The organism is Rosistilla ulvae (assembly GCF_007741475.1).
Classification (GTDB): domain Bacteria; phylum Planctomycetota; class Planctomycetia; order Pirellulales; family Pirellulaceae; genus Rosistilla; species Rosistilla ulvae.
The window spans coordinates 537,070-557,475 of sequence record NZ_CP036261.1 but is presented as its reverse complement, the minus strand read 5'-3'; the positions used below and the strand labels follow the sequence as shown (position 1 = coordinate 557,475).

Sequence of the window (20,406 nt, the reverse complement as noted above, 5' to 3'; positions counted from 1 at the left end):
AAAGTGGGGCAGGAAAGGGCCGATAAAGTCGGCGGCGAGAACCACCATCCTACCCGACTCCAAAATGGCAAGCCAGCTGGAAATCGCTTAAAACCAACGCAACTCACGGTTTCAACCGGAAGTATCAGCTGGCACGGGCTAGCGTCCGGCTTCCCTGGACAACGCTGAACCAGCGCGTGCCAGCCAATTTGCCGAATCACAAAGACTTCACAGACCTGCGGCGATTAACCTGCGCAGGTACAAAACCAATTCGCGTTGCACTAAAATCTGCCATCGGCACACACAGGCAGGATGCCGACGCGATGTCGGTTTCTTCTTAGCTTCACAGATTTCTCACATCTTGTCCGATCGGCAAAACATATGATGTCGCGTATTTGGAATCCATGTTTCATTGGTTTGCTGATCCTTGCCCCGCTGGTTGTTTCAGCCGAGCAACCCGACGACAAGGCGTCGACCGATACGACAATCCGCCGTGTCTTGTTTGGATCTTGTATTAAGCAGGATGATCCGACGCCGATCTTCCCCGTCATGTCGCGAGCCCAGCCCGAACTGCTGCTGTTCTTGGGTGACAACATCTATGCCGATACATCGGACATGGATGTGATGCGGGCGAAGTACGCCAAACTGGCAAGCAACGAGGAGTTCAAAGCATTGACATCGGGATGCCACGTGATGGCAACTTGGGACGATCACGATTACGGAGTGAACGATGGCGGTGCGAACTATCCACAGCGAGATGCCGCCCAACAAGCGTTTCTCGATTTCTGGGGCGAACCGGCCGATTCCCCGAAACGGAAGCGCCCCGGCATCTACGAGGCGAACCTATTTGGGCCGCCAGAAAAACGATTGCAGGTGATCATGCTGGACACGCGTTACTTTCGATCGCCGCTGAAGACAGGGCCTCGGCAACTTGGCGGTCCCTACCTCCCGGATAACGATCCGCAGAAGACGATCTTGGGCGAAGCGCAGTGGAAGTGGCTGGAAGAGCAGCTTCGCATGCCAGCGAAGTTGCGAGTGATTGCGTCGGGGATGCAAGTGGTTGCCGAGTCGGCTGGTCAGGAGACCTGGGCCAATCTGCCGCACGAACAGGCGCGTTTGTTTGATCTCGTGCAAAGCACTGCCGCCGGCGGCGTGATCTTTGTCAGTGGCGACCGACACTGGGCGGAGATGTCGATCGCAAACGACGGCGTCGCGTACCCGCTGTTGGATGCAACTTCCAGCAGCTTCAACCAGAAGCACCCACGCGGAACGCCAACTCGCAACCGCTTTCGGGCGATCAAGCAAACCTATCACGAAGAAAACTTTGGTGTCATCAACATCGACTGGGACGCAGCCGATCCAACCGTGACGATCGAGGTCCGCGATCTCGCCGGGAAAGCCCAGCTAGAAAAAACAGTCCGGCTGAGCGAACTGCAACCGAAATGAGCGTAAAGTGGGACAGGCATCCTGTCTGATAAATCAGCTGCTGATCGCGACAGGCCAGCAGCTTGCCCATCCGCATCGAATTCAGTCCGCGACCGGGGAAGGACGCGAGCCTCGAAGGTCGAAATTACTCAAACGACCATAGCGTCAGGCTCTGCTGGTCCTTGATCAGGAGACCGGTGCCCAACAGCACAGGTGGTGCCCAAGTCTCGCTGTCAGCGACCCGATAGCTGGCGACTTCCTCAAGCCCCTTGCCGGTCGCCTTGATCACCTGCAATCGCCCACCGTCAAACAACGCGATAACGTGGTCCGGAATCGAAAGAAAAGCCACGTTGGCTCCCGTTCGCCCCGGCCCGCGCCACAACACTTCTCCGGTCTCCGTATCCAAACAGAACAGTTGCCCGGCTTTATAGTGCGAGAACCCAAACAATAGGTCTCCATTGATCACGGCGGTGCTCATGTCCAAAGCAACATCTTTTTGGAACCAGCGTTCCTTCACCGCCCATTTGCCCTCATGCAACTCCGGCTCCAGACCATAGATGCCGCGATTTTCACCACCTAAGAGGATTCGCCCGTTGTGAAACGTGGGCGTCGGCATGTTTTGGTTACTGGTGAATTGGGGAAGTGGAAACTCCCACAACGCCTCTCCCGAGCGACTGTCCACACCTACAAGGGCGCGATGGTTCCAGTCGACGATCTGGCGAACACCGTGAATTTCGACAACCAGAGGTGATGAATAGGCAGCTCCATCATTCCCCTGACTCCAGACTTCCTCACCCGTCTTGACGTCTAACGCAATCAATGCCCCTTCATCGTCATTCCCGAAGTGGGCGACCACGTGATCCCCATCGATAACCGGCGAAGTCGAGACGCCCCAGTTTGGGTGATTTTGCGAGAAACGTTTTCCGTAGCCACTGCGCCACAGAAGCTCCCCCGTCTCCGCATCCCAAGCCGAAATATCACCAAGGCTGCTCATCGTGAAGATTCGGCCGTCCGCAAGAATCGGTGTCGACTTCGGGCCGTTCCCATGCCTCTCGCCGCCGGAGGAGGCCTTAAAGGGAACCGCGTGCGTCTGCTTCCAGATCTCCTTTCCCGTAGCCAGGTCAACACACCGCAACACTTCGTCCACCCCCTGACGCGCGTGTTGGTAGACACGATTGTTGTCGACCAAGGGAGACCCGTATCCCGTCCCGACTTCGATTTGCCAGACCTTGCTTAGCGACTTCGGCCACGCGGCAGGCGGCTGAAAATGACTCACCCAGCCATCGCGTTTTGGACCGAGAAAACCAGGCCAGACGACATCGCTAGCCGACAGTAACGAACAGCTGAATCCCACAGCAAGCAGAACAAGGCGTGGACCTTGGAGGAATAGTTTCATGGAAAAAATCCTTTTGCGTCATCGGACATTCGAAAAAATTGCCCCCAGGCACCGCCGACCCAAGAACGCGAAGCGCAACGGGGACATCAAAAGCAAGCAGCCCCATTACACCATCAAATTCAAGAGCCTGTTGGAGCATTCTGAGCGATAAGATTCTTGGTCTTCAATTCACTCCAAAATGCTTCTGGGATTTCAACTTTCATCGAGGCGATGTTTTCGTTCACCTGCTGAGCTGTTCGCGCACCGGGGATAATCGCCGAGACGGTGGATGGTGCCTCTGCAAATTGAAGAGCAGCCGTTTTAATATCGATTCCATACTTCCCTGCGACATCGTTTATCGCTGCAAATTTTGTCTTCATCTCTTCGGGAATGAAGCTCGAATAATTAAACCGATCTCGCCCTGCCAGGAACCCGCCATTAAGTGGCGCACCAACAACGACCGAAATGTCGCGTTCATCTAACAGAGGAAAGGTTTTGTCCAATGCCTCTTGATGGTCCAAGATGGAATACTGGAGCGCCAGTAAAAAGATATCTGGCTCTGCAACATCCAGCGTTTTGCTGACCGCATGGGATGTGTTGATCCCCAGCCCCCACGCTTTGATCATCCCCTCTTCCCGCATCTTCGTCAGCTCTGGCATCGCGCCGCTGACAGCTTCGTCAAAATACTTGAGCCAGTCGTCACCGAAGTCGCTGTTCTGAGGAGAAAGGTCGTGAATGAAGACGATGTCGAGCGATGACACACCGATGCGATGCAGCGTGTCCTCCACGGACCGACGCGTTCCCGCGGCAGAATAGTCGTACCTATAATGAAAGGGAGAGTGGTTTGCCCAGTGCCATCGTTTTGGCAAAGGCTCTGCCGAAGGTGTAAGAAGTCGTCCAACCTTCGACGACAAGACATAGTCGTCGCGGTTCTTATTTCGCAACAAATCTCCAAACCGTCGCTCGCTGAGACTCAAACCATAAAACGGAGCAGTGTCGAAGTAACGGACTCCAGAATCCCAGGCTGCATTCAGCATTTGCAGGATTTCTTCATCGCTCGAAATCGTGTTGAACCCATTCCCCGCAGCAAGTCCCCCGAGCCCCATCCTAGAACTGGGCCGATAGCGTTTGCCGCTGCCAGTTTCGTTCATTGGCAATGCCGCATCGCGATCAATATTGCCTTTCGTTTTCATGAATTCGCCAGTCGAATTCTGAACCTTTAAAGCTTGCGCCGAAGCGGCACCTCCGACAACAGCCCCCATCCCCAAGGCCGCTCCAGCTTGCAACAAATTTCTTCGTGTCATCATGCAATCATTCCCTTTGGTAGACAGTGCGTAAACGCGACTTCGAATGGAAGTTTCAAACGAGAGCGGAGGCGCTAGAAACAAGACCAACCGCCTTCACGACTCCGCCATGACGAGGAACCGGCATCCCAACTTGCCGAAGCGACGGGCAAGAACGAACAACGCGTGGGATTCGCAAGTCAATCGATAGACTCTAGTGGTGCGTCAAATACACCAATCCGCAGCGCTATTGCTGAGGTCTTTGCGACAAAGGCTTAAAGCACCATCGCAACAGATCCCTCGCATCAAAGAAAAGAAACATTGATCTAAGGCAGGGTATCGTTTTCATGTTCGTCCCCCGAGGATTCGGAATTGCGGCAACAGGACAACGCGACGCTCATTGCGACCCGAGCAACGAAAGCTCCTAACAACAGCGACTCACCCGAAAGTAACCGAGCGGTCTACTTCGGTCAACCCAATAATCCGACTCAAGCCTTGCGGCGGACTCTTTTTTTCGACTTGGGACGCTTCGCATCAGCGATAACCTGCGATGCCAATTCTTTGGCAAACCCCACCACGTCGGAATCCCCTGACGCCATCGAGGTTACTTGAGCGCCGCGACGCAACACGCCGATCTGAATCGCGACCAACTCAGGGTTTTCCAAGCCAGCCTCGGTCGCCAATTCGACCAATCGTCGATGGGAATAGCGAACGTTTTCATCGATGATCGAGCCGATTTCGGGACATGCGTCGGGGAACTCGATGGCGGCATTAAAGAAGATACAACCGCGGTATTTTGGGGTGCGAACCGCCCGTCCGGTCGCATCGAACAACTCCATGATGGCGTCTTCAGGCCCATTTGCCGCACCGATCGTTCGCTCCACCGATTCAACCCATGCAACGTGCCTCCGCCGAAGAACCTCCGCGATCAACAGATCTTTGCTCGGAAAGTGATTGTAGAGGCTCTTCTTGGCAACATTGCACTCTTTGGCGATCGCATCGACGCCAGTTGCACGGAAACCATCGCGATAGAAGATCGTTGTCGCCGTTTCAACCAGATACTCTCTCAGCACGTTCCCACGCATCACAATCCCCAAGTAGACCGTTCCGTTTCGCCATTCAGGTAAATTCTACCACGCCGGGACGCAGGCAAAAAATGCAAACATGAAGAATCCATGAATTCGCCGACCGCGATCGGGCAGACCGACCGCAAGTTCCTCCGCAGCAACAACAACCAAAAGAGAACACAACGCAAAGAGCCCTCACCTGCCAGCACCCAATGCCCAATACCTAAAACTCTTTGCACGCAAGAGAAACTCACCGGAGTCGCCCCACGCCAACGAGACCGAGCGATGGCCTCAAGATCGGGCCTTCAGGCGATTTACGAGATATCGAAGCGATCGCGGAAGGAGTGGCAGTTTGGACCAGTCGTAGGATCCCCGCATATCGGTCCGACTCCGCAGAGTAAAGATGAGCCTCATTCAGCCGCCTTGCAAGGTCCAGCCTGCCCCCCTTTAACTCCCAGCACGCCTCCCAATCGACCTCTTCAACGCTGCTGCAAACGTTGTGCAGGATGGCTGCCCTTGATGCCGCTTGCTCGCTTAGCGCTCGTCCCCCTCCCAACACGCTTTACAAACGGTGAAGTTCGATGCGCACAGGAAGACATGAGCGCGGTCGTAGCCAAGAGTTGCCTAGTTTGGCGTAGGAACCGCGATGATGGCGGTGCACTAATCAGTTGGCTGGCGGTTCGATGATCACCGATTCAACTTCGGCCGGGCTGACATCGATCACTTTGTATTGCCCTTGCGTGGCGCTGCGGGGGCCAACCTGCAACGCTTCCCATGGCTTGGGATAATAATATTTCTTAACCGTTGGGCCGGCGTGATTTCGGTAGTTCCCGTTGTGGACATTCTCGTGCCATGACATCGCCCCTTGGCTGCTCGGCGCGATGTAAAAAGCGACCTTACCACCGACATAACGCGGCCGATTATAGCGGGCGCGATACGACAGCGGCTCGATCCGCTCGACCCAGTCGAACAGCTCGACCCGCGGCAGGTCGAGACTTCCATAGGGATGATCTGCCAACGCGGGGACGGCGCTCAGCGCAACCAACGACAGACAGGCAATTCTTGCTAACACGGCGCGATCCTCGCGAAGTCTCGGTTCGATATAAAGGCGATGCTTTGTTATGGATCGGCCGATTCGAACGCTTGCATGAAGCGAGCCCGGTCGACGCGAGCAACCCGCAAAACCGGAACAATGCGAACTCGCGTTCCCGGCGACTGACGTCGCCAGCAATTCGCGTGTCGTCCTCCGGCGCCAAATCAGACCGTCCCCAGCCGGCTGCAACGTTTCGAATCGGCGCGTTCACGGCTCCACTGCCGAGGTAGCCATCGAACTCTGGAACGAATGTTCCCCGGCGATGCCTGTCGGATTCCGTGACAAGAGCACGCGCAGGGAATATGATTTCAAGTCCTCCTGCGAAGAGTGTCCTTCAAGGTCACGTTCCCGCCTCCCACGATCAACTCACCAAAGAGATCCCACCCAATGAAAATTCCTATCGGAAATCCGATTCGTCACACGGTTCCAATCATCAGCTTCGCCATCGCCATGGCGATGCTGACATCCGTCGCATTGGCTCAGCATGACGACAAAGCTCAAAGCGTTCCGCTCGGTGACAGCCTGACGCTACACGCCTCGTTCGACAATGGCCTGGACGCCGACTTCTCTGCCGGCGACAAAACTTGTTATGTCAAACAAGGCGGGGAACTGCAGCGTGCGGAAGCAAATGAGGATGCAAAGCTCCTTCCCGAAGCTGGACGTTTTGGAGGTGCTTTACATTTCACGAAAAAGAGTGGTTTTCGGCCAGCATTTAGAGACGCCGGCGCCCTTGGTTACAGCAATGAAAACTGGAGCACGACGGTTTCGGTCTGGTTGAAATTGAATCCTGACTTGGACCTCGAACCGGGCTACTGCGATCCCGTTCAGATCGTTGGCGACAACGGGAAAAAGGGGTTCATCTTCCTTGAGTTTTCAAAAGATGAAACGCCACGCTATTTCCGTTATGCCATTCGCCCGCTCTTCCAAATCTGGAACCCTGACAATGTTGCTTGGGCAGATATCCCATTTGCGAAACGCCCAATGGTTCAGGTCGAACGTCCTCCGTTTACACGCGAGGCATGGACACACGTTGTCTTCACTCTTGAGAACGTCAACGACAAAAGCAAACCACAAGCGGGTCGTTTGTATCTGAACGGCGAGCTACAAGGGTCGATCGAGAACTGGGATCTGACCTTCGGCTGGGATCCGTCCCAGGTGCTGCTTGTCCTGGGTGCGGCTTACGTCGGACACATGGATGATCTCGCCGTATTCAACCGCACGCTGAATCAGGAAGAAGTGAAACAGCTCTACAGCCTGAAGAACGGCATCCGGGACCTGCATCCGCCAGCGACAAAGTGAACCGAAAGTTTCTAGTTTAACCGCGTGGGCATCGCCCCGCGCTTCCAGGGTCGCGCGGCCCAGATGGGCTCGCGGTTAGGTTACACGAAAAAACACAATGCGACCTGCTTAGCGGGTTGTTGATCGAGTGTTTCAACGCCCCGCTAGCCTCCGACTTGTCGTCGATCATCGCTTCGCAAACGGCTGCAGCCACTGGAGCAGGATTTCCTCCGCAGTGGCAGTGCTGCCTGCGGGGCGATCGATCAGCGACAGGTCCTGAGCATTGACAAGTCGGCGAATCAAATCATCGCGATCCGCAAGCTCTGAAGTCATATCAGTCACCGCAGGATGTACGACGACAACATCCCAGGTCGGCGGACCGAAGTTCAACGACCAGTTCATGATCCATGCGTAAGACTCGGCAAACGCCTCGTCGCTGTCAGACGCGGCGCTGCGAGGCACGGAAATCAGGACAAGGTCGGGCTTTAGCGATCTCACACGTCCCTTGGCAGACGCTTCAATTTCGGCCAGCGTGAGTTTTTCGATCGGCCACGTATCGACTGTGATTTCAGCGTCGGGCCAGAGCGTCCGAAGAGCCGGGGCGATCGATTTGTCAAAAGGAGGCATAGCGAGGATCCGAACCGGCTTTCCTTCGCTGATCAACTTCAGCGTTCTTTCAATTGGATTCGACGGGGCAGGAACCTCGTCGAGCGAATGACGTTGCCGAGTGATCGACTGAGCAAGACAGGTGGCGATCCGCTTGTGACCCGCCATGTTCGGATGAATGGGGTCGCTCATCAACAGCCCCCAGTCGAATGCCGCATGCTCTCGAGCGGCGTCGAGTTCTCGATAGACATCACAGACGGGAACATTCAATTCGCTGCCAACCTGACGAATGGCGTCGCAATACTGAATTAGTTTTTCCGTCGGACGATCGGCGGTCGTCGTGACACAATTCGGAGTTGCCAGAACGACTTCGCTGCCAGCGGCCTGGCATTTCAAGACGATCGCTTTCAGATTCTCGCTGTACTTTTCCAGTGGAACTCGCGTCATATCGTTCAAGCCGAACATGACAGTGACAAGATCGGGCCGGTGAGCGATGACATCGCGATCGATGCGAGCCAACGCATTTTCGGTGGTGTGGCCGCTGATCCCTGCGTTTATCATTTCGATATTCGCCTGAGGCCCAGCCTTCCGTAGAGCAATCCCCAACATATCGGTATACGCACGCCGGCTGCCGCTATGGTAATAAACACCGGTCACGCTGTCGCCGAAACAGACAACGCGTACGTTTTTTCCGGCGGCCAATTTCTGGCGAGTCTTCAGTTCGGGCCCCACCGCCTGCTGAAGTACCGGCAACATCAAATCCGCAATTTTCTGATGCCCTGTCGGATTCGGATGACAGCCATCGGTGGTCCATTGGTGCAGATTGGTGCCAGCGCTGCCGGCATCGGTCCACGCGGCAAAATGATCGATCAACGGAACCCGCCACTTGGCTGCCGTTTCACGACAGGCAACAACAAACGGCTCCAGACGAACGTTCGGATTCTCCCCCACGCCATTGACCGCAGCTTCGTCGGACCAACGCGGTTCCGTCATCAGGACAGGAAAAATGCCACGCCGAAGCAGCTCAACCACCATCGTCTGCAAGTTGTCGCGATACGCGTCCACGGTGATTCGACTGGCCGTCTTCCCCTTGTCGACATAGCTGTCATTGGTGCCGTACATGATCGTCACGATATCGGGCTGTGTGGAGGCGTTCGCAGCAAGCTGTTTCTTTTCAGCCGGAAGCTCAACAATCTGATCCAGCCGCTTCAGTGCCTGATCGGTTCGCTCGCCACCGATACCGACGTTCACGACGCGTGCCTTAACCCCATTTTCCAGCAGCCCCTTCTCGACCAGTGCGGCAAACGTCTGCTCCGCCGTCACTCCCGATCGCACCCCTTTGGTAATCGAATCACCTAACGTGACGATCGTGACGGGACGCGTTCCAACCTGATCAGCACTCAAATCATCGGCATCGGCCACCATCCAGCCGGCAGTAAACAGCAGCACGCTGCACATGCCAACAAGTTGCCGAAGGTTGTATTTCGTAGAAGGTTTAAGCATATGTCGTACTCACTTATTGACTTGGTGCCGCGACTGGTGATTTTCAGATGAAGCTCTATTCTGCCGTAAAAGATTCTCGACACAAGCAATCCCCGGAGGCGGCGACAGATTAAGCGCGACGGTCGCCGCCTCCGGGGCTCTCCCATTTGATCGATCGCTTCCGGGATCCTGCGGCTCGCGCCGCAGGCTTTATGCGATCGCCGCATCTGCGGCTTAAAACCGCGTGCAGGAGGAGCGAAGCTCCGGCCTGGGTATCGCTGCCGACATATCAATAAACAGAGTTTCGCACGGAGGCACCAAGGCACGGAGCCGAGCGAAGACGGGTTTTCATTGCTTGCACATGGAGTCGACCGCTGGCCACGCAATTTGTCCCTGATCTCCGTGCCTTAGTGTCTCTGTGCGCACAAACGGGAAACATTGGCTGCCCCCAAATTTGCTTCACCTGCCCGGGCCGCGTTGAACCGGAGCTGAATTTCTCACGTCCCAAGAACGAGCCCCGCCGCAAACGACAAGTTCGACTACCGCTCCGACTCGCCTAAGGTCGTTGCAGTCAATTCAACGCGATGACCATCGAGATCGCAGACGACGGCGCGTCGTCCCCACGGCGATGGCTTGGGGGGACTGATCGACTTGCCACCTGCTTCGACTAGCCTTGCAAAAACGTCATCCACTCGCGCTACCGCAAAACCGATTCGTGTCTCTGTGGTTGGCGTGCCGTTGTCTGCCAATGGGTAGATTTCAAACGTGTGGCCAACGGTCTCCGACGCATAGTGCTCCGGCCCACTGCCATGGCGATGTTTGGTGAAATGCAATCCAAGGGCTTCGTAGAAACTCGCTGCCTGATCGATCTGGCGAGATCGAATCACCAGCAGGTTGCATCGCACATCGACTGCTTCATTCTCGGTACTCATGCGGTTTCCTATTCGTCTTCAAGCTGGATGATTTTGGCAGAACCGTTTGGGAATTGAGCCAACAGGTTTACGACGCTGCAGCTTTTCGATAACGGTACGCAAGCACTGCCAGGGCGAGGAACCAACAGGCTCCGAAGGACAAGATCGCCCATTGCCCGATGAAGACCGAAACCAAGGCGTTGACGACAAACAGGCCGCCCAATAAATAGCTGCCGCCCCAGACGTGGCCTCCCAATGCGACGAAGCCAAACGCGGCCAAGGTCGACGCAAACGGAAAGACTTCCACCTGGCTGGTCCCGCGCAGCGTGAGGATCGCGTTCATCGTTCCCAAGGCGACAAGGTACCCCATCCAAATCGACCAGATCGGTCGCTCGGCAACACTCCGCGCCCGCAACGTCCCGCTGCGGTAGTAGTAGATAACGGCCGTCAGCGCCACCGCCATGTAGCAGCGTGGCGTCCAGTAGGCGGCCCAATCCGAATGGCCGCGGCGAACCAACACGAAGATCGCTACGTGCGCCAGAAAGATACTCAGCCCCATCAAGACCAACGCCTTGCCCCAATTGCGGAAGTGTTCGTAATGCTGGTCGCGGCGCAGCGTGCGAGCCAATTCCAAGAACATTCCCGAATGGCCGGCGGAGATCGAATCGCCGTTGAGATAGCGGTCGAGGTCGTCGGCGAATTCCGCCGCCGTGGCGTAGCGTTCCTTCGGATCATGGTTCAAACACTCCATGCAGATCCGCTGCAGATCGGACGAGACCTCGCGATTTAGTTCGCGCGGCGGAACCGGTTCACACCCCAACACCTTGGTCAAAATCTCGACAGTCGATTCGCCACAATGAGGAGGCTGGCCGGTCAACAGCGAATAGAGGACAGCTCCCAACGCATAGATGTCCGCCGAGGGGCCGATCTTCGTCGAACCGCTCGCCTGCTCGGGACTCATGTAGTTCGGCGTCCCCAAGATCTGGCCGGTCTGCGTCAACGCCGATCCGTCGCGCTGCCACTTGGCCAACCCGAAATCGGTCAGCATCGGCTTCCCCTCGCCATCGACCAGGATGTTCGCCGGCTTCAGATCGCGATGCACGATCCCGCGGCGATGTGCATAGCTGACGGCGCGAGCGATCTCGCGAACCGCTACAACCGCTTGTTGGATCGTGCAACGCCGCGACGCGACCCAGTCCTGCAGCGATTCCCCTTCGATCAAGGTCATCGAAAAATAGGTCTGCCCGCGCCAGCTGCCGACGTCGTGAATCGGGACGATGTTGGGATGATGCAGCTGCGCCGCCGCTTCGGCCTCCTGGCGAAACCGTCGCAACTCTTCGGCCGACGCCATCGCACCGCTGCTGATCAACTTTACAGCCACCTCGCGGTTGAGTTCCGTCTGACGAGCGCGATAGACGACCCCCATCCCACCGCGAGCGATCTCCTCGGTCAATCGATAGGGCCCGACCTCGCAACCGACAAGCGACGCGGCGACCATCGGTTCGGAATCGCCAGCCACCGTTTCGGCCAACGCAGGCGCGGCGAACCAAGCCTGATTGCGAAAGAACTCGGTCAATTCGTCCGCAAACTGCGGATAACGCTGCAGATACTCTTCGGCAGTCGGGCCCGTCCCGGCCTCGATCCGTTCAAAGATCTCCCCCAACAGTTCGTCAAATTCAGCGTCGTCGGACAACAGCGTTCTCGGTACGGGCAGAGTCGAAAAAAGGGAATCGGCGTGCGATCCATTGTCCACCGATTTCCACAACGGGTCAATCGACACCGATTCGCGCAACGTCCGCCCCGCGATGGGCTCCACTGCGTAAGCCATACTTACAAACAGGGCCAACCCCGTTCCGCGGGCCCCAAAATCCCACTCATCTGCTACAACGTGTCGTCGCCATGGAACCGCTCTTCTATTTCCTGCTGATCATGACGATTGTGACACTGGTCGGACACGGCATCTGGGCCGTCGCAGCCTTCCTGATTCGCAAGATTTTCGACGCCCCGCAAAGAATCTCCCACAAAACGCCCGACCGCAACGAAGACCTGCTCTCCTTTGGCCGCATCCTCGCATCGATGTATTGGCAGGGAAAGCTGACCGAAAAAGAGCATCGACGCCTGCGAGAGCTCGCCGGCTTGGCGACGCCCGCGAACGCGGAACCCGAGCCAACCGAAGAGCTCGGCGGCTCTTCGACCGCTGCCGATCCCGAACCGATCATCGCCGAAATCGTTCCCCCGCAATCGCTCACGCCACCGCGGATCGATTCGCGTGAACCGGCTGAAACGGCTGCAGTTACGCCGGCAGCCGTGGAAAGACATCCACTGGACCGATTGGCCGAAGAGGAACCGGAGTTCATCGCGGCGGAAGCCGCCGTTACGAACAAACCGCGGCGGGCGATGGGAGCCGTACTACAAAGCTTCCTCGCATCGAACAACATCCGCTGGGGCGAACTGCTAGCCGGATTGCTGATCGTGATCTGCAGCGTTGGATTGGTGATCAGTTTATGGAGCACGATGCAGCAGACGCACCGCTTGCTGCCCTCGTTGGTCTTCCTGTTGGGAACCGCGGGCATCGAAGCGGCGGGACTCTACACGCTGCGAAAATGGAATCTGAAGGATACAAGCCGTGCGGTGTTGGTGATCGCAACGCTGTTGATTCCGCTGAATGTCGTCGCGGGGATTGCGCTGGCCACGGGCGACGGTGGATCGGTCCAGCTGACGCAGCCGCTGACGCTCGCCGTGATCGCGATCGCAACGATCGCTTACAGCGTGATGTTGTGGCTGGCCGGGCGAGCGATTTTCGGACGCGACCGCTGGCAGATGAGTCTCGCCGTTGGCGGCCCCTCGTTTTTGATGCCCTTCATTCCGGCCGCTGTCCGACACTGGAATGCCGATGCGGCTTGGTTGAACCTGTTGCCGTCGGCAGTCATTGGAACCGCGATCGTCGCCGCGTTGATCCGCAAACGCAACCGACCGATGTCGACACCCGCCGGCTGGCGATTTGGACTGCTTGTCGGAATGGCGATCTACACGCTGGCGGTGGTCAGCGGATTTTTTGCCTTCCATTTGCCGCGCGACCTGACAGCGATCGTGCTGTTGACCTTTGGCCTGCTGCCCGCCGTGCTGGCCCTGATGGCCTGCGGCTGCGACGTGCGGAACCGATTCACGCTGCAATCGGGAAGCGTGCTGCGATTGTTGGCGACCGCCACGATCATGATCGCCGGAGTGATCGTCGCCGCGTTGTTCCCTGCAACGCTTAGTTCGCAAACGCACCTGATCGCCTGGGCCGCACTTTGCGCTGGCCTTTCGATCGCACTTGCGATCGCGCTCCGCGTGCCAACGATGCTGTATGTCGCCAGCGCCACCGCGGCGACCGGCCTGTTGTTGATCGCAGGCAATGCGATCATGGGAACCGGCTGGGATCCGAGCTTCCCATTGTGGCGACGATTCGTTTCGGGGGAGAGTGCGATTCTGCTGCCATTGATCGCAGCGGGCTTCGCAGCCATTGCGGCAACGCTACGCAAACAATCCGACTGGATGCGGCCGCCGGCAATCGTCGGCGGCGCCGCCGCGGTGTTGGGCCTCGCCGTCACGGCGGCTGTCGCGATCGGCCCGTCGGCCTGGACCGGGTCGATCTCACCGACTGCGATCTTGGCGATCCTGTTGATCCAGTCGCTTGCGATCGGCCTGGCGGGAGCCTGGAAGCAACCTGCGGCGATCCATTTGAGTGGCCTCGGTCTGGCAGCCTTCAGCATCGCGGCATGTCGCCCCGAAACGAACTGGCTCGACTCGATAGAGCTTATGCTTCGATCCGCCAGCGACTCGGCCAGCCTGCTGCTGATCAGCATGTTTGCCCTGGCATCGGTTTGGCGTTTCTTGCCACGTATTTCGAGCATCGATCCAAGCGAACCGCGTTTACGAAACTGCGACCGCTGGCAACAGGGAACGGGTCTACTGGCGTTGGGCTTTGCCCTCCTGATCGTCCCCTTCGAACCGATCCGCGGCGCTGCGATGGTCTCCGCGACCGCGATCGTCTGAATCCTCGCTGCCATGCGAAGGGCGCAGCGAGAATGGTTCGCCTGCGGGCAAGGGATTGGATTGCTCGGGCTGACGCTGAGTCTGCACGCCTACCAGCCGACGGTGTTTACCACGGGACTTCACTGGATCGACGGCACCGTGTTGTGGATGCTGGTCGCGGTCGCCGGCGGCTACGCCCTGCTCTGGCACGCGATGCAATTCGCAGCCCGAACCGCTTGGCCTAAACCAGACGATCATCCGATCGGCGTTCATCGGCAGATTGGATTTGCGGGCAGCTTGTCCAGCATCACGCTCGCATCGATCACTGCCCTAACAGCGATCGGGCTGTACATTGCGATCGAATCGCCGGACGGACCAGCAGCTTGGATCGTCGGCTGGCAGCGATTTGGAATCGCCCCTGCCACGGCGTTCCTGTTCGCTGCAGCAACGACGGCGGCCGGAGTGTTTCATCGCGGCCGACTTCGCTTTGCCGATACGCTTCGCAGCGCTGCGGTCATGCTGCTGTGGCTCTGCTACGCTGCAGTCGGATGGTTGGCGGTAACGCTCTCTCCATCCGCATTCCAAGTCCCGACGTTGGCTGCGGCGACGCTGCTGTTTGCCATCGCCATCGGCATCTCGATCCGAACGGCAACGATCCGGAAAACGATCTTCGCCAGCTCGATCGAAAACAGCCTGCTGGCGAGCCAACGGAACTCGGCAGCTCTGTGGGCTGGAATTCCCACGACGGCTCTGTTGGTCTTTGGCATCTGGCAACCGCTGATCTCTGGTGGCGTGATCGATCCGATCGCCGCCTGGTTCGCCCCCGCGATCGTGCTCCTTGGTTCGGCCTGGTTCGCAGTGCAAGCGATCTGGTACCGGCGAGCCGATTTCTCGCTGGCTGCTGCGGCCGTTGGCATCATCGGATTCATGACCGCTGGGATCGCAGCGATCGGAGAACCGACAGGACTCGCCGTAAACAGTCTGCACCTGCTGGGAATCAGCGGCTTCGCCTTGGCCGCGATTCAACGGATCGCTGCGCGAAGCGGAGTCGTCCGCTGGCTGCAACGCTGGCAACAGGAATCACCAAGCGTCATGCCGCCCCATCCGTTGCCGGTCCTCCGGATCTGGCCCGATGCTTGGCCAACAGCGACATCGCAACTCGCGTCGATCGGGATCGCTGCCAGCTTGATCGCCAGCGTCGTGGCCACCGCCGCGATCGCGTGGCATCTGTCGGGCGTCCCCACCGTACTCGGATCGACGACTAGCAACGCGTTGGGCCTGGCATTGATCCTCTCCGCCGGAGCTTTCTGGCTTGTGGCCAGCCGGCGACAGCGCGGCATGGTCGACGCGGCGGGCTGGATGATCTTGGCAGCTCCAACAACTGCAATCGCATGGGCTTCCTGGCGTTCCGAAGACGCGGCAGTCGCGTGGGGAGTGATGTTATCGATCTGGTCGGCCGCCACCGTTGCTGCAGCCGCTGTCAGCATGGCGACGCCGATCTCAAACCGCCGCGCCGTCGCGATCCCAATTGCCGGATCGGGGTTACTGATCGCCAGCGGTCTATTGAGTGTTGCATTGGACGCGCCACGAGCTAACCTCTGGCTGATCCCATGGGCGATCGGCACGCTGGTCGGACTGGCGGTCACATTGCATCGCGGATCGCGTCGCGGCATCCGGCTGATCAGCGGAGTGCCGATCGTTTCGGGAATCCTGCTGACCTGGGCAGTCGGTGAATATGCAACAACCGTTTGGCAGTCGATTGTTGGCAGCCAGCGATTTACAGCGATGCTGCTGACAATCGCGGCCTGGCTGCTTTCGTGTGGCGTTTTATGGCGGGCTCGGTTTGTCATTTTCAAACGATCGGTGGCTAGCGGCGAATTGTCGAAATTCAAGATCGACACGGTGCTTCTGTTTGTTGGGACGATGCTGTTGGCGATGTTGACTCCCGAAATCGCGTCGCACTGCTTTGAACTTGGCATCCACGCGATCGAACGGATGGGAAATACCGCGGTCCTGCTGTTGCCGGTCGGCCTATTGGCCATCGCCGCGTCGACGATCCGTTGGGACAGCCGCGGGCAAGTGACAGTCGCCTATCTGATCACGGCCTGCCTATCGATCGCGATCGTGATGACTGTCGCATCGCATTGGCAGCACGACTCACAAGCGTTCTTACCGATCGCGGGACTGACCCTGGGCATGATCGCAGCGATCGCCGCGTGGTTGTGGCCGCTGCATCCAATGTTGAGTCGCTTTCTTGCCGCGCGGCAACTTCCCTGGCGAAGCGACAGCGAAACGGGGATCGGGCGGGAACTGAGCGGCCTGTTTGTCGCAACACTCCTGTTCGCGATGCTTGGAACGGCGGCGTCAATCTTCGACCATGGCGAACCGCTGTGGCGATGGGTCTGGATCGGATCGATCGTCGCCTGTGCAATTGCGATCGGCCGGATCGGCAGTCACAGTGCGTCGAACACATTGCGAACGTTGGCCGCCGGCTCGCTGTGCATCGCGGCGATGTTTGGTTCGGTCGCCGATGTGCGTGGTGTCGACCTCGGCCAAGCGCGAGCCCTCGCCCAAACAATGCGTCTGTTTATCGCGTCGGTGTGGTTGATCCCGCTGGTCGCCTGGGTCGCCCCGCGCATACTGGCACTCGATCCCGAACGTTGGAGCACCCCGATCCGGCGATCTGCGATCTTTTCTGCGAGCGTTGCGACGATCGCATTGTTCGGCCTGCTGGCGATGGAAGTTGTCCTGCGAACCGATGGCGTCGGGATCCCTCAGATCCCAACGATCCTGGTCGTCGGGACATCTTTGGTGATCGCGTTGTTCAGTTTGCTCGCGATGCTGATCGCGATCGCACCGGGAAAGTTCCTGGCCTCCGCCGCCGAACGGTTAACGATTCCCCATCGCCAAGGACTCGTCTACGCCGCTCAAGTCTTAATGCTGCTGGCCGTGGCGAACAAACTCGCCTGCCAGCCCGACACGCTGGGACTGCGGGAATATTGGCCTTACATCGTGATGGCACTTGCGTTTCTCAGCGCTGGCCTATCGACATGGGCTCAGCGACGCGAGGACGCCGTGTTGCTGGGACCGCTGCGCAATTCAGCCCTCTTCCTGCCGCTGATTCCGCTGGTCGGATTCTGGCTGACAGGACGTGGGCAGGACTGGATCTTTGCCGATAGCGAGATTCAGTACAACGTGGTCCTGTTGCTGGCGGCGGTCTTCTATCTCGCCTTGTCGGCGCTTTGGCCGGGAGACCGGATCACGCGAGTCGCCGGGATCATCGCAGCCAACGCAGCGTTGTGGGTTACGTTGACTCAGAATCCCGGTTGGGGATTTTTGCAGCATCCGCAACTGTGGCTGATTCCTCCGGCGGCCTGCGTGCTGGCGGCGGTGCATGCCGAACGCAAACGTCTGCGACCGCAGATCGTGACGGCGGTTCGCTATGCGGCGACGCTGACGATCTATATCGGCAGCACCGCCGACATGATCGTCCAACAGATTGGTTCGAGCATCTGGGGGCCGATCGTGCTGATCTTGTTGGCTTTTGCCGGGATCGCGATCGGCGTGGTGATGCATGTGCGGGCGTTCCTCTACCTCGGCACCGGATTTGTCGTCGTCGGGCTGATCAGCATGGTCTGGCACGCGGGGCGAGCGATCGATCAAGTTTGGCCGTGGTGGGCGTTCGGAATCACGATGGGGCTGATGTTGCTGGCCGGTCTGATGGCGATCGAAAAGCATAAAGAGACGCTGCGGCGGATCGCGACGCGGATGAACCAATGGGAAGCTTGACGCAGTGTCACGCGGGCGAAGCGGCAAAGTCGACGATGGCAGCGTGCGAGGGTCGCGGTTTGCGACTATAACAAACGCTTCGTCATTGCCATCTCCGACCGGCGCTACGTCTCCAGGCCGATCTAAACGTAGTGGATCTTGTTAAAGATCCTTGTTGCGAAGAACCTTTTAGACGTAGTGGACCTTGTTAAAGATCCTCTGCGCTGACGGATCTTTTAACAAGATCCACTACGATACGATGCACTTTTCATTCCCACTGCTTGCGTCTACGGATCGATCCCGTGTTTGTGTTTGAAAATCCCGTCCTGCAACGCGAACTGCTCGTCAACCTCCGCACGCATCGGGCTTTTTTCCTGCTGGCACTCTACCAGGTGCTGTTGGCCGCGGTCGTGTTGGTCGCCTGGCCGACCGACGAGAAGTTGGACCTGACGCAGAATCCGCCGAGCGCTCGCAAGCTGGTCGATCTCTTTTTCTTAGGCCAATACGTGCTGGCGTCGCTGATGGCTCCCAGCTTTGCCGCCGGCACGATCACCGGCGAAAAAGAACGCAAGACCTATGAGATGCTGCTGGCCAGCCCGCTGCGGCCGACCGCGATCGTGTTCGGCAAGATGGTCGCTTCGTTGACCCATCTGGGCATGTTGATCGTCGCCTCGCTGCCGATCATCGTGTTGTGTCTGCCGCTGGGAGGCGTGAGTATCTACGAAGTGCTGGCCGCCTACCTGGGGCTGATCGTGTCGGTTGTTTGCTTTGGTGCGATCGGCGTCGCCTGCAGCAGTTACTTCGGCCGCACGTCGGCATCGCTGGTCGTCAGCTATCTTGTGATCCTTCCGCTGGTGATGTTAGGCGTTCTCTTCTGGACCAGCTTGGAACAGGAAGGGGCGCTGCGATTGAACCTCGCCGTGACCGTGATCCCAGCCTTTGGGATCGCCTTGGTTTTGCTGCTGTGCGCCAACGCGGCGGCCCGGATGTTGTATCCGCCCGACATGGGTAGTGAAGGAAAAGAGGTGGTCGATCTGGACCGCGAAGCCGAAACGGCGGTCGGCCTTGTCATCCAACGAGACCAGTTCCCCGACAAACTGTTCGCGCCGCCGCGTCGCCGCGAATTGATGGCCGACGGTGCCAACCCGGTCTACGACAAAGAGATCCACAGCGAGATTTTCAGCCAAGGAACGCTGATGCTGCGACTGGTGATCCAGATCAGCATGCTTTTGGCGATCCCGTTGATGGCGTTGTTATTGTTCGCCCGCTCGCACCTGTGTGCCTTCTACACCGTGTATGTCGTCGTCTTCAACATGCTTGTCGGCCCGGTCTTTTCTGCCGGCAGCGTGACGGGCGAACGCGAACGCCAAACCCTGGACCTGCTGCTGACGACCACGATCACTCCTTGGAAGATTCTGTGGGGCAAACTGGTCGCCGGTTTTCGGATCTCCGCCGTCCTGACCTCCTTCCTGCTGTGGCCGCTGTTGCTAGCGACGCTGATGGTCCCGCAATACTGGACTAATTGGCTGGCGGTATTGTCGTTTTTCGCGATCGTGCTGATGGTCTGTTTAGTCGATTCGGTCGTGGCGTTGTTCTGTTCGACCGTCTTCCACAAGACCTCGACTAGCCTGATGGCAACCTATCTGAGCCTGTTGATTTTATATGTCGCCCCCGTGGCGGCGGTGCTGTTGATGGGAATCCTCAACTTCTCGCCCGAAACGATCGACGCATCGCGTTGGTGGGGCGTGGCGAGTCCGTTTGTGGCGGCCATCTCGGTGCCGCTCAACGCCGACCTGAGCCTCGACGGCAGCGAGATCGCCAACGTCGGCGACCTCTCGCTTCTGGCCGCCTACTTCGGCGTCTCGATCTGCCTGCTAGCGAGCATGATGGGGATCATGATCTGGCTATTCCGAGCCCGCTGGCGCGTCAGCGGCGATTGATCTGGCATCGCGAAACGCGATTAGACCTTGGAATCGTCGCGGACGCAGCCAATTCATTTGGGCTGGCGTGTGGGGCCTACCTTAGTATTGCACTGACAGCCACTCAGTCCGCCAAATCCCCATCCCGCTTCACGCAAGGTCTCCAGGAGGCGGAGCTCGAACGCGGTTAATCTCGAGGCACT

At 58.1% G+C, this 20,406-nt stretch carries 12 protein-coding genes; 5 read left to right on the top strand and 7 right to left on the bottom strand.

What is annotated here, in order from left to right:
* Positions 1-360: 360 nt before the first annotated feature.
* On the top strand, positions 361-1,425 hold the full coding sequence (locus EC9_RS02140; protein WP_145341969.1) for an alkaline phosphatase D family protein: 1,065 nt from the start codon (positions 361-363) through the stop codon (positions 1,423-1,425).
* A gap of 124 nt (positions 1,426-1,549) precedes the next feature.
* On the opposite strand, the gene EC9_RS02135 is transcribed toward EC9_RS02140, so the two are convergent.
* From EC9_RS02135 to EC9_RS02120, 4 genes are all read right to left on the bottom strand, one after another.
* Positions 1,550-2,800, bottom strand: coding sequence for a PQQ-binding-like beta-propeller repeat protein (locus tag EC9_RS02135; protein ID WP_145341966.1), 1,251 nt, complete (start codon positions 2,798-2,800; stop codon positions 1,550-1,552).
* Between the two features lie 119 nt (positions 2,801-2,919).
* On the bottom strand, positions 2,920-4,086 hold the full coding sequence (locus EC9_RS02130) for an aldo/keto reductase (protein ID WP_145341964.1): 1,167 nt from the start codon (positions 4,084-4,086) through the stop codon (positions 2,920-2,922).
* Between the two features lie 464 nt (positions 4,087-4,550).
* Positions 4,551-5,150 carry a TetR/AcrR family transcriptional regulator gene (locus tag EC9_RS02125; RefSeq protein WP_246106112.1) on the bottom strand — a complete coding sequence of 200 codons (600 nt, stop codon included), beginning with the start codon at positions 5,148-5,150 and terminating at the stop codon, positions 4,551-4,553.
* Positions 5,151-5,793: 643 nt separating this feature from the next.
* A complete protein-coding gene (locus EC9_RS02120) occupies positions 5,794-6,201 on the bottom strand; it encodes a hypothetical protein (protein WP_145341961.1) in 408 nt (135 codons plus the stop codon).
* A gap of 408 nt (positions 6,202-6,609) precedes the next feature.
* On the opposite strand from EC9_RS02120, the gene EC9_RS02115 reads away from it, so the two are divergent.
* The gene (locus tag EC9_RS02115) at positions 6,610-7,521 is read left to right on the top strand and encodes a LamG domain-containing protein (protein ID WP_145341959.1); all 912 of its coding nucleotides are present in this window, start codon (positions 6,610-6,612) and stop codon (positions 7,519-7,521) included.
* A 165-nt stretch (positions 7,522-7,686) separates the two neighbouring features.
* Here the strand turns inward: EC9_RS02115 and EC9_RS02110 are convergent, their stop codons facing one another.
* From EC9_RS02110 to EC9_RS02100, 3 genes are all read right to left on the bottom strand, one after another.
* On the bottom strand, positions 7,687-9,609 hold the full coding sequence (locus EC9_RS02110) for an SGNH/GDSL hydrolase family protein (RefSeq protein WP_145341957.1): 1,923 nt from the start codon (positions 9,607-9,609) through the stop codon (positions 7,687-7,689).
* Positions 9,610-10,127: 518 nt separating this feature from the next.
* A complete protein-coding gene (locus tag EC9_RS02105) occupies positions 10,128-10,520 on the bottom strand; it encodes a VOC family protein (RefSeq protein ID WP_145341955.1) in 393 nt (130 codons plus the stop codon).
* A gap of 67 nt (positions 10,521-10,587) precedes the next feature.
* Positions 10,588-12,192, bottom strand: a complete 1,605-nt coding sequence (locus EC9_RS02100; RefSeq protein ID WP_218934522.1) for a serine/threonine-protein kinase — start codon at positions 12,190-12,192, stop codon at positions 10,588-10,590.
* Positions 12,193-12,398: 206 nt separating this feature from the next.
* Here EC9_RS02100 and EC9_RS02095 point away from each other — a divergent pair, with 206 nt between their 5' ends.
* The 3 genes from EC9_RS02095 (at position 12,399) to EC9_RS02085 (ending at position 20,224) form a co-directional block, all read left to right on the top strand.
* Entirely contained in the window at positions 12,399-14,537 is a 2,139-nt protein-coding gene (locus EC9_RS02095) for a hypothetical protein (RefSeq protein ID WP_145341951.1), read from the top strand.
* Between the two features lie 12 nt (positions 14,538-14,549).
* The gene (locus tag EC9_RS02090) at positions 14,550-18,305 is read left to right on the top strand and encodes a hypothetical protein (RefSeq protein WP_145341949.1); all 3,756 of its coding nucleotides are present in this window, start codon (positions 14,550-14,552) and stop codon (positions 18,303-18,305) included.
* Between the two features lie 281 nt (positions 18,306-18,586).
* A complete protein-coding gene (locus EC9_RS02085; protein WP_145341947.1) occupies positions 18,587-20,224 on the top strand; it encodes an ABC transporter permease in 1,638 nt (545 codons plus the stop codon).
* Positions 20,225-20,406 lie beyond the last annotated feature (182 nt).

Bases quoted from the DNA above. Each gene is read 5' to 3' on its own strand.
- EC9_RS02105 (WP_145341955.1), bottom strand. From the start codon at position 10,520: ATGAGTACCGAGAATGAAGCAGTCGATGTGCGATGCAACCTGCTGGTG.
- EC9_RS02115 (WP_145341959.1), top strand. From the start codon at position 6,610: ATGAAAATTCCTATCGGAAATCCGATTCGTCACACGGTTCCAATCATC.
- EC9_RS02130 (WP_145341964.1), bottom strand. From the start codon at position 4,086: ATGATGACACGAAGAAATTTGTTGCAAGCTGGAGCGGCCTTGGGGATG.
- EC9_RS02135 (WP_145341966.1), bottom strand. From the start codon at position 2,800: ATGAAACTATTCCTCCAAGGTCCACGCCTTGTTCTGCTTGCTGTGGGA.
- EC9_RS02090 (WP_145341949.1), top strand. From the start codon at position 14,550: ATGCGAAGGGCGCAGCGAGAATGGTTCGCCTGCGGGCAAGGGATTGGA.
- EC9_RS02110 (WP_145341957.1), bottom strand. From the start codon at position 9,609: ATGCTTAAACCTTCTACGAAATACAACCTTCGGCAACTTGTTGGCATG.
- EC9_RS02140 (WP_145341969.1), top strand. From the start codon at position 361: ATGATGTCGCGTATTTGGAATCCATGTTTCATTGGTTTGCTGATCCTT.
- EC9_RS02095 (WP_145341951.1), top strand. From the start codon at position 12,399: ATGGAACCGCTCTTCTATTTCCTGCTGATCATGACGATTGTGACACTG.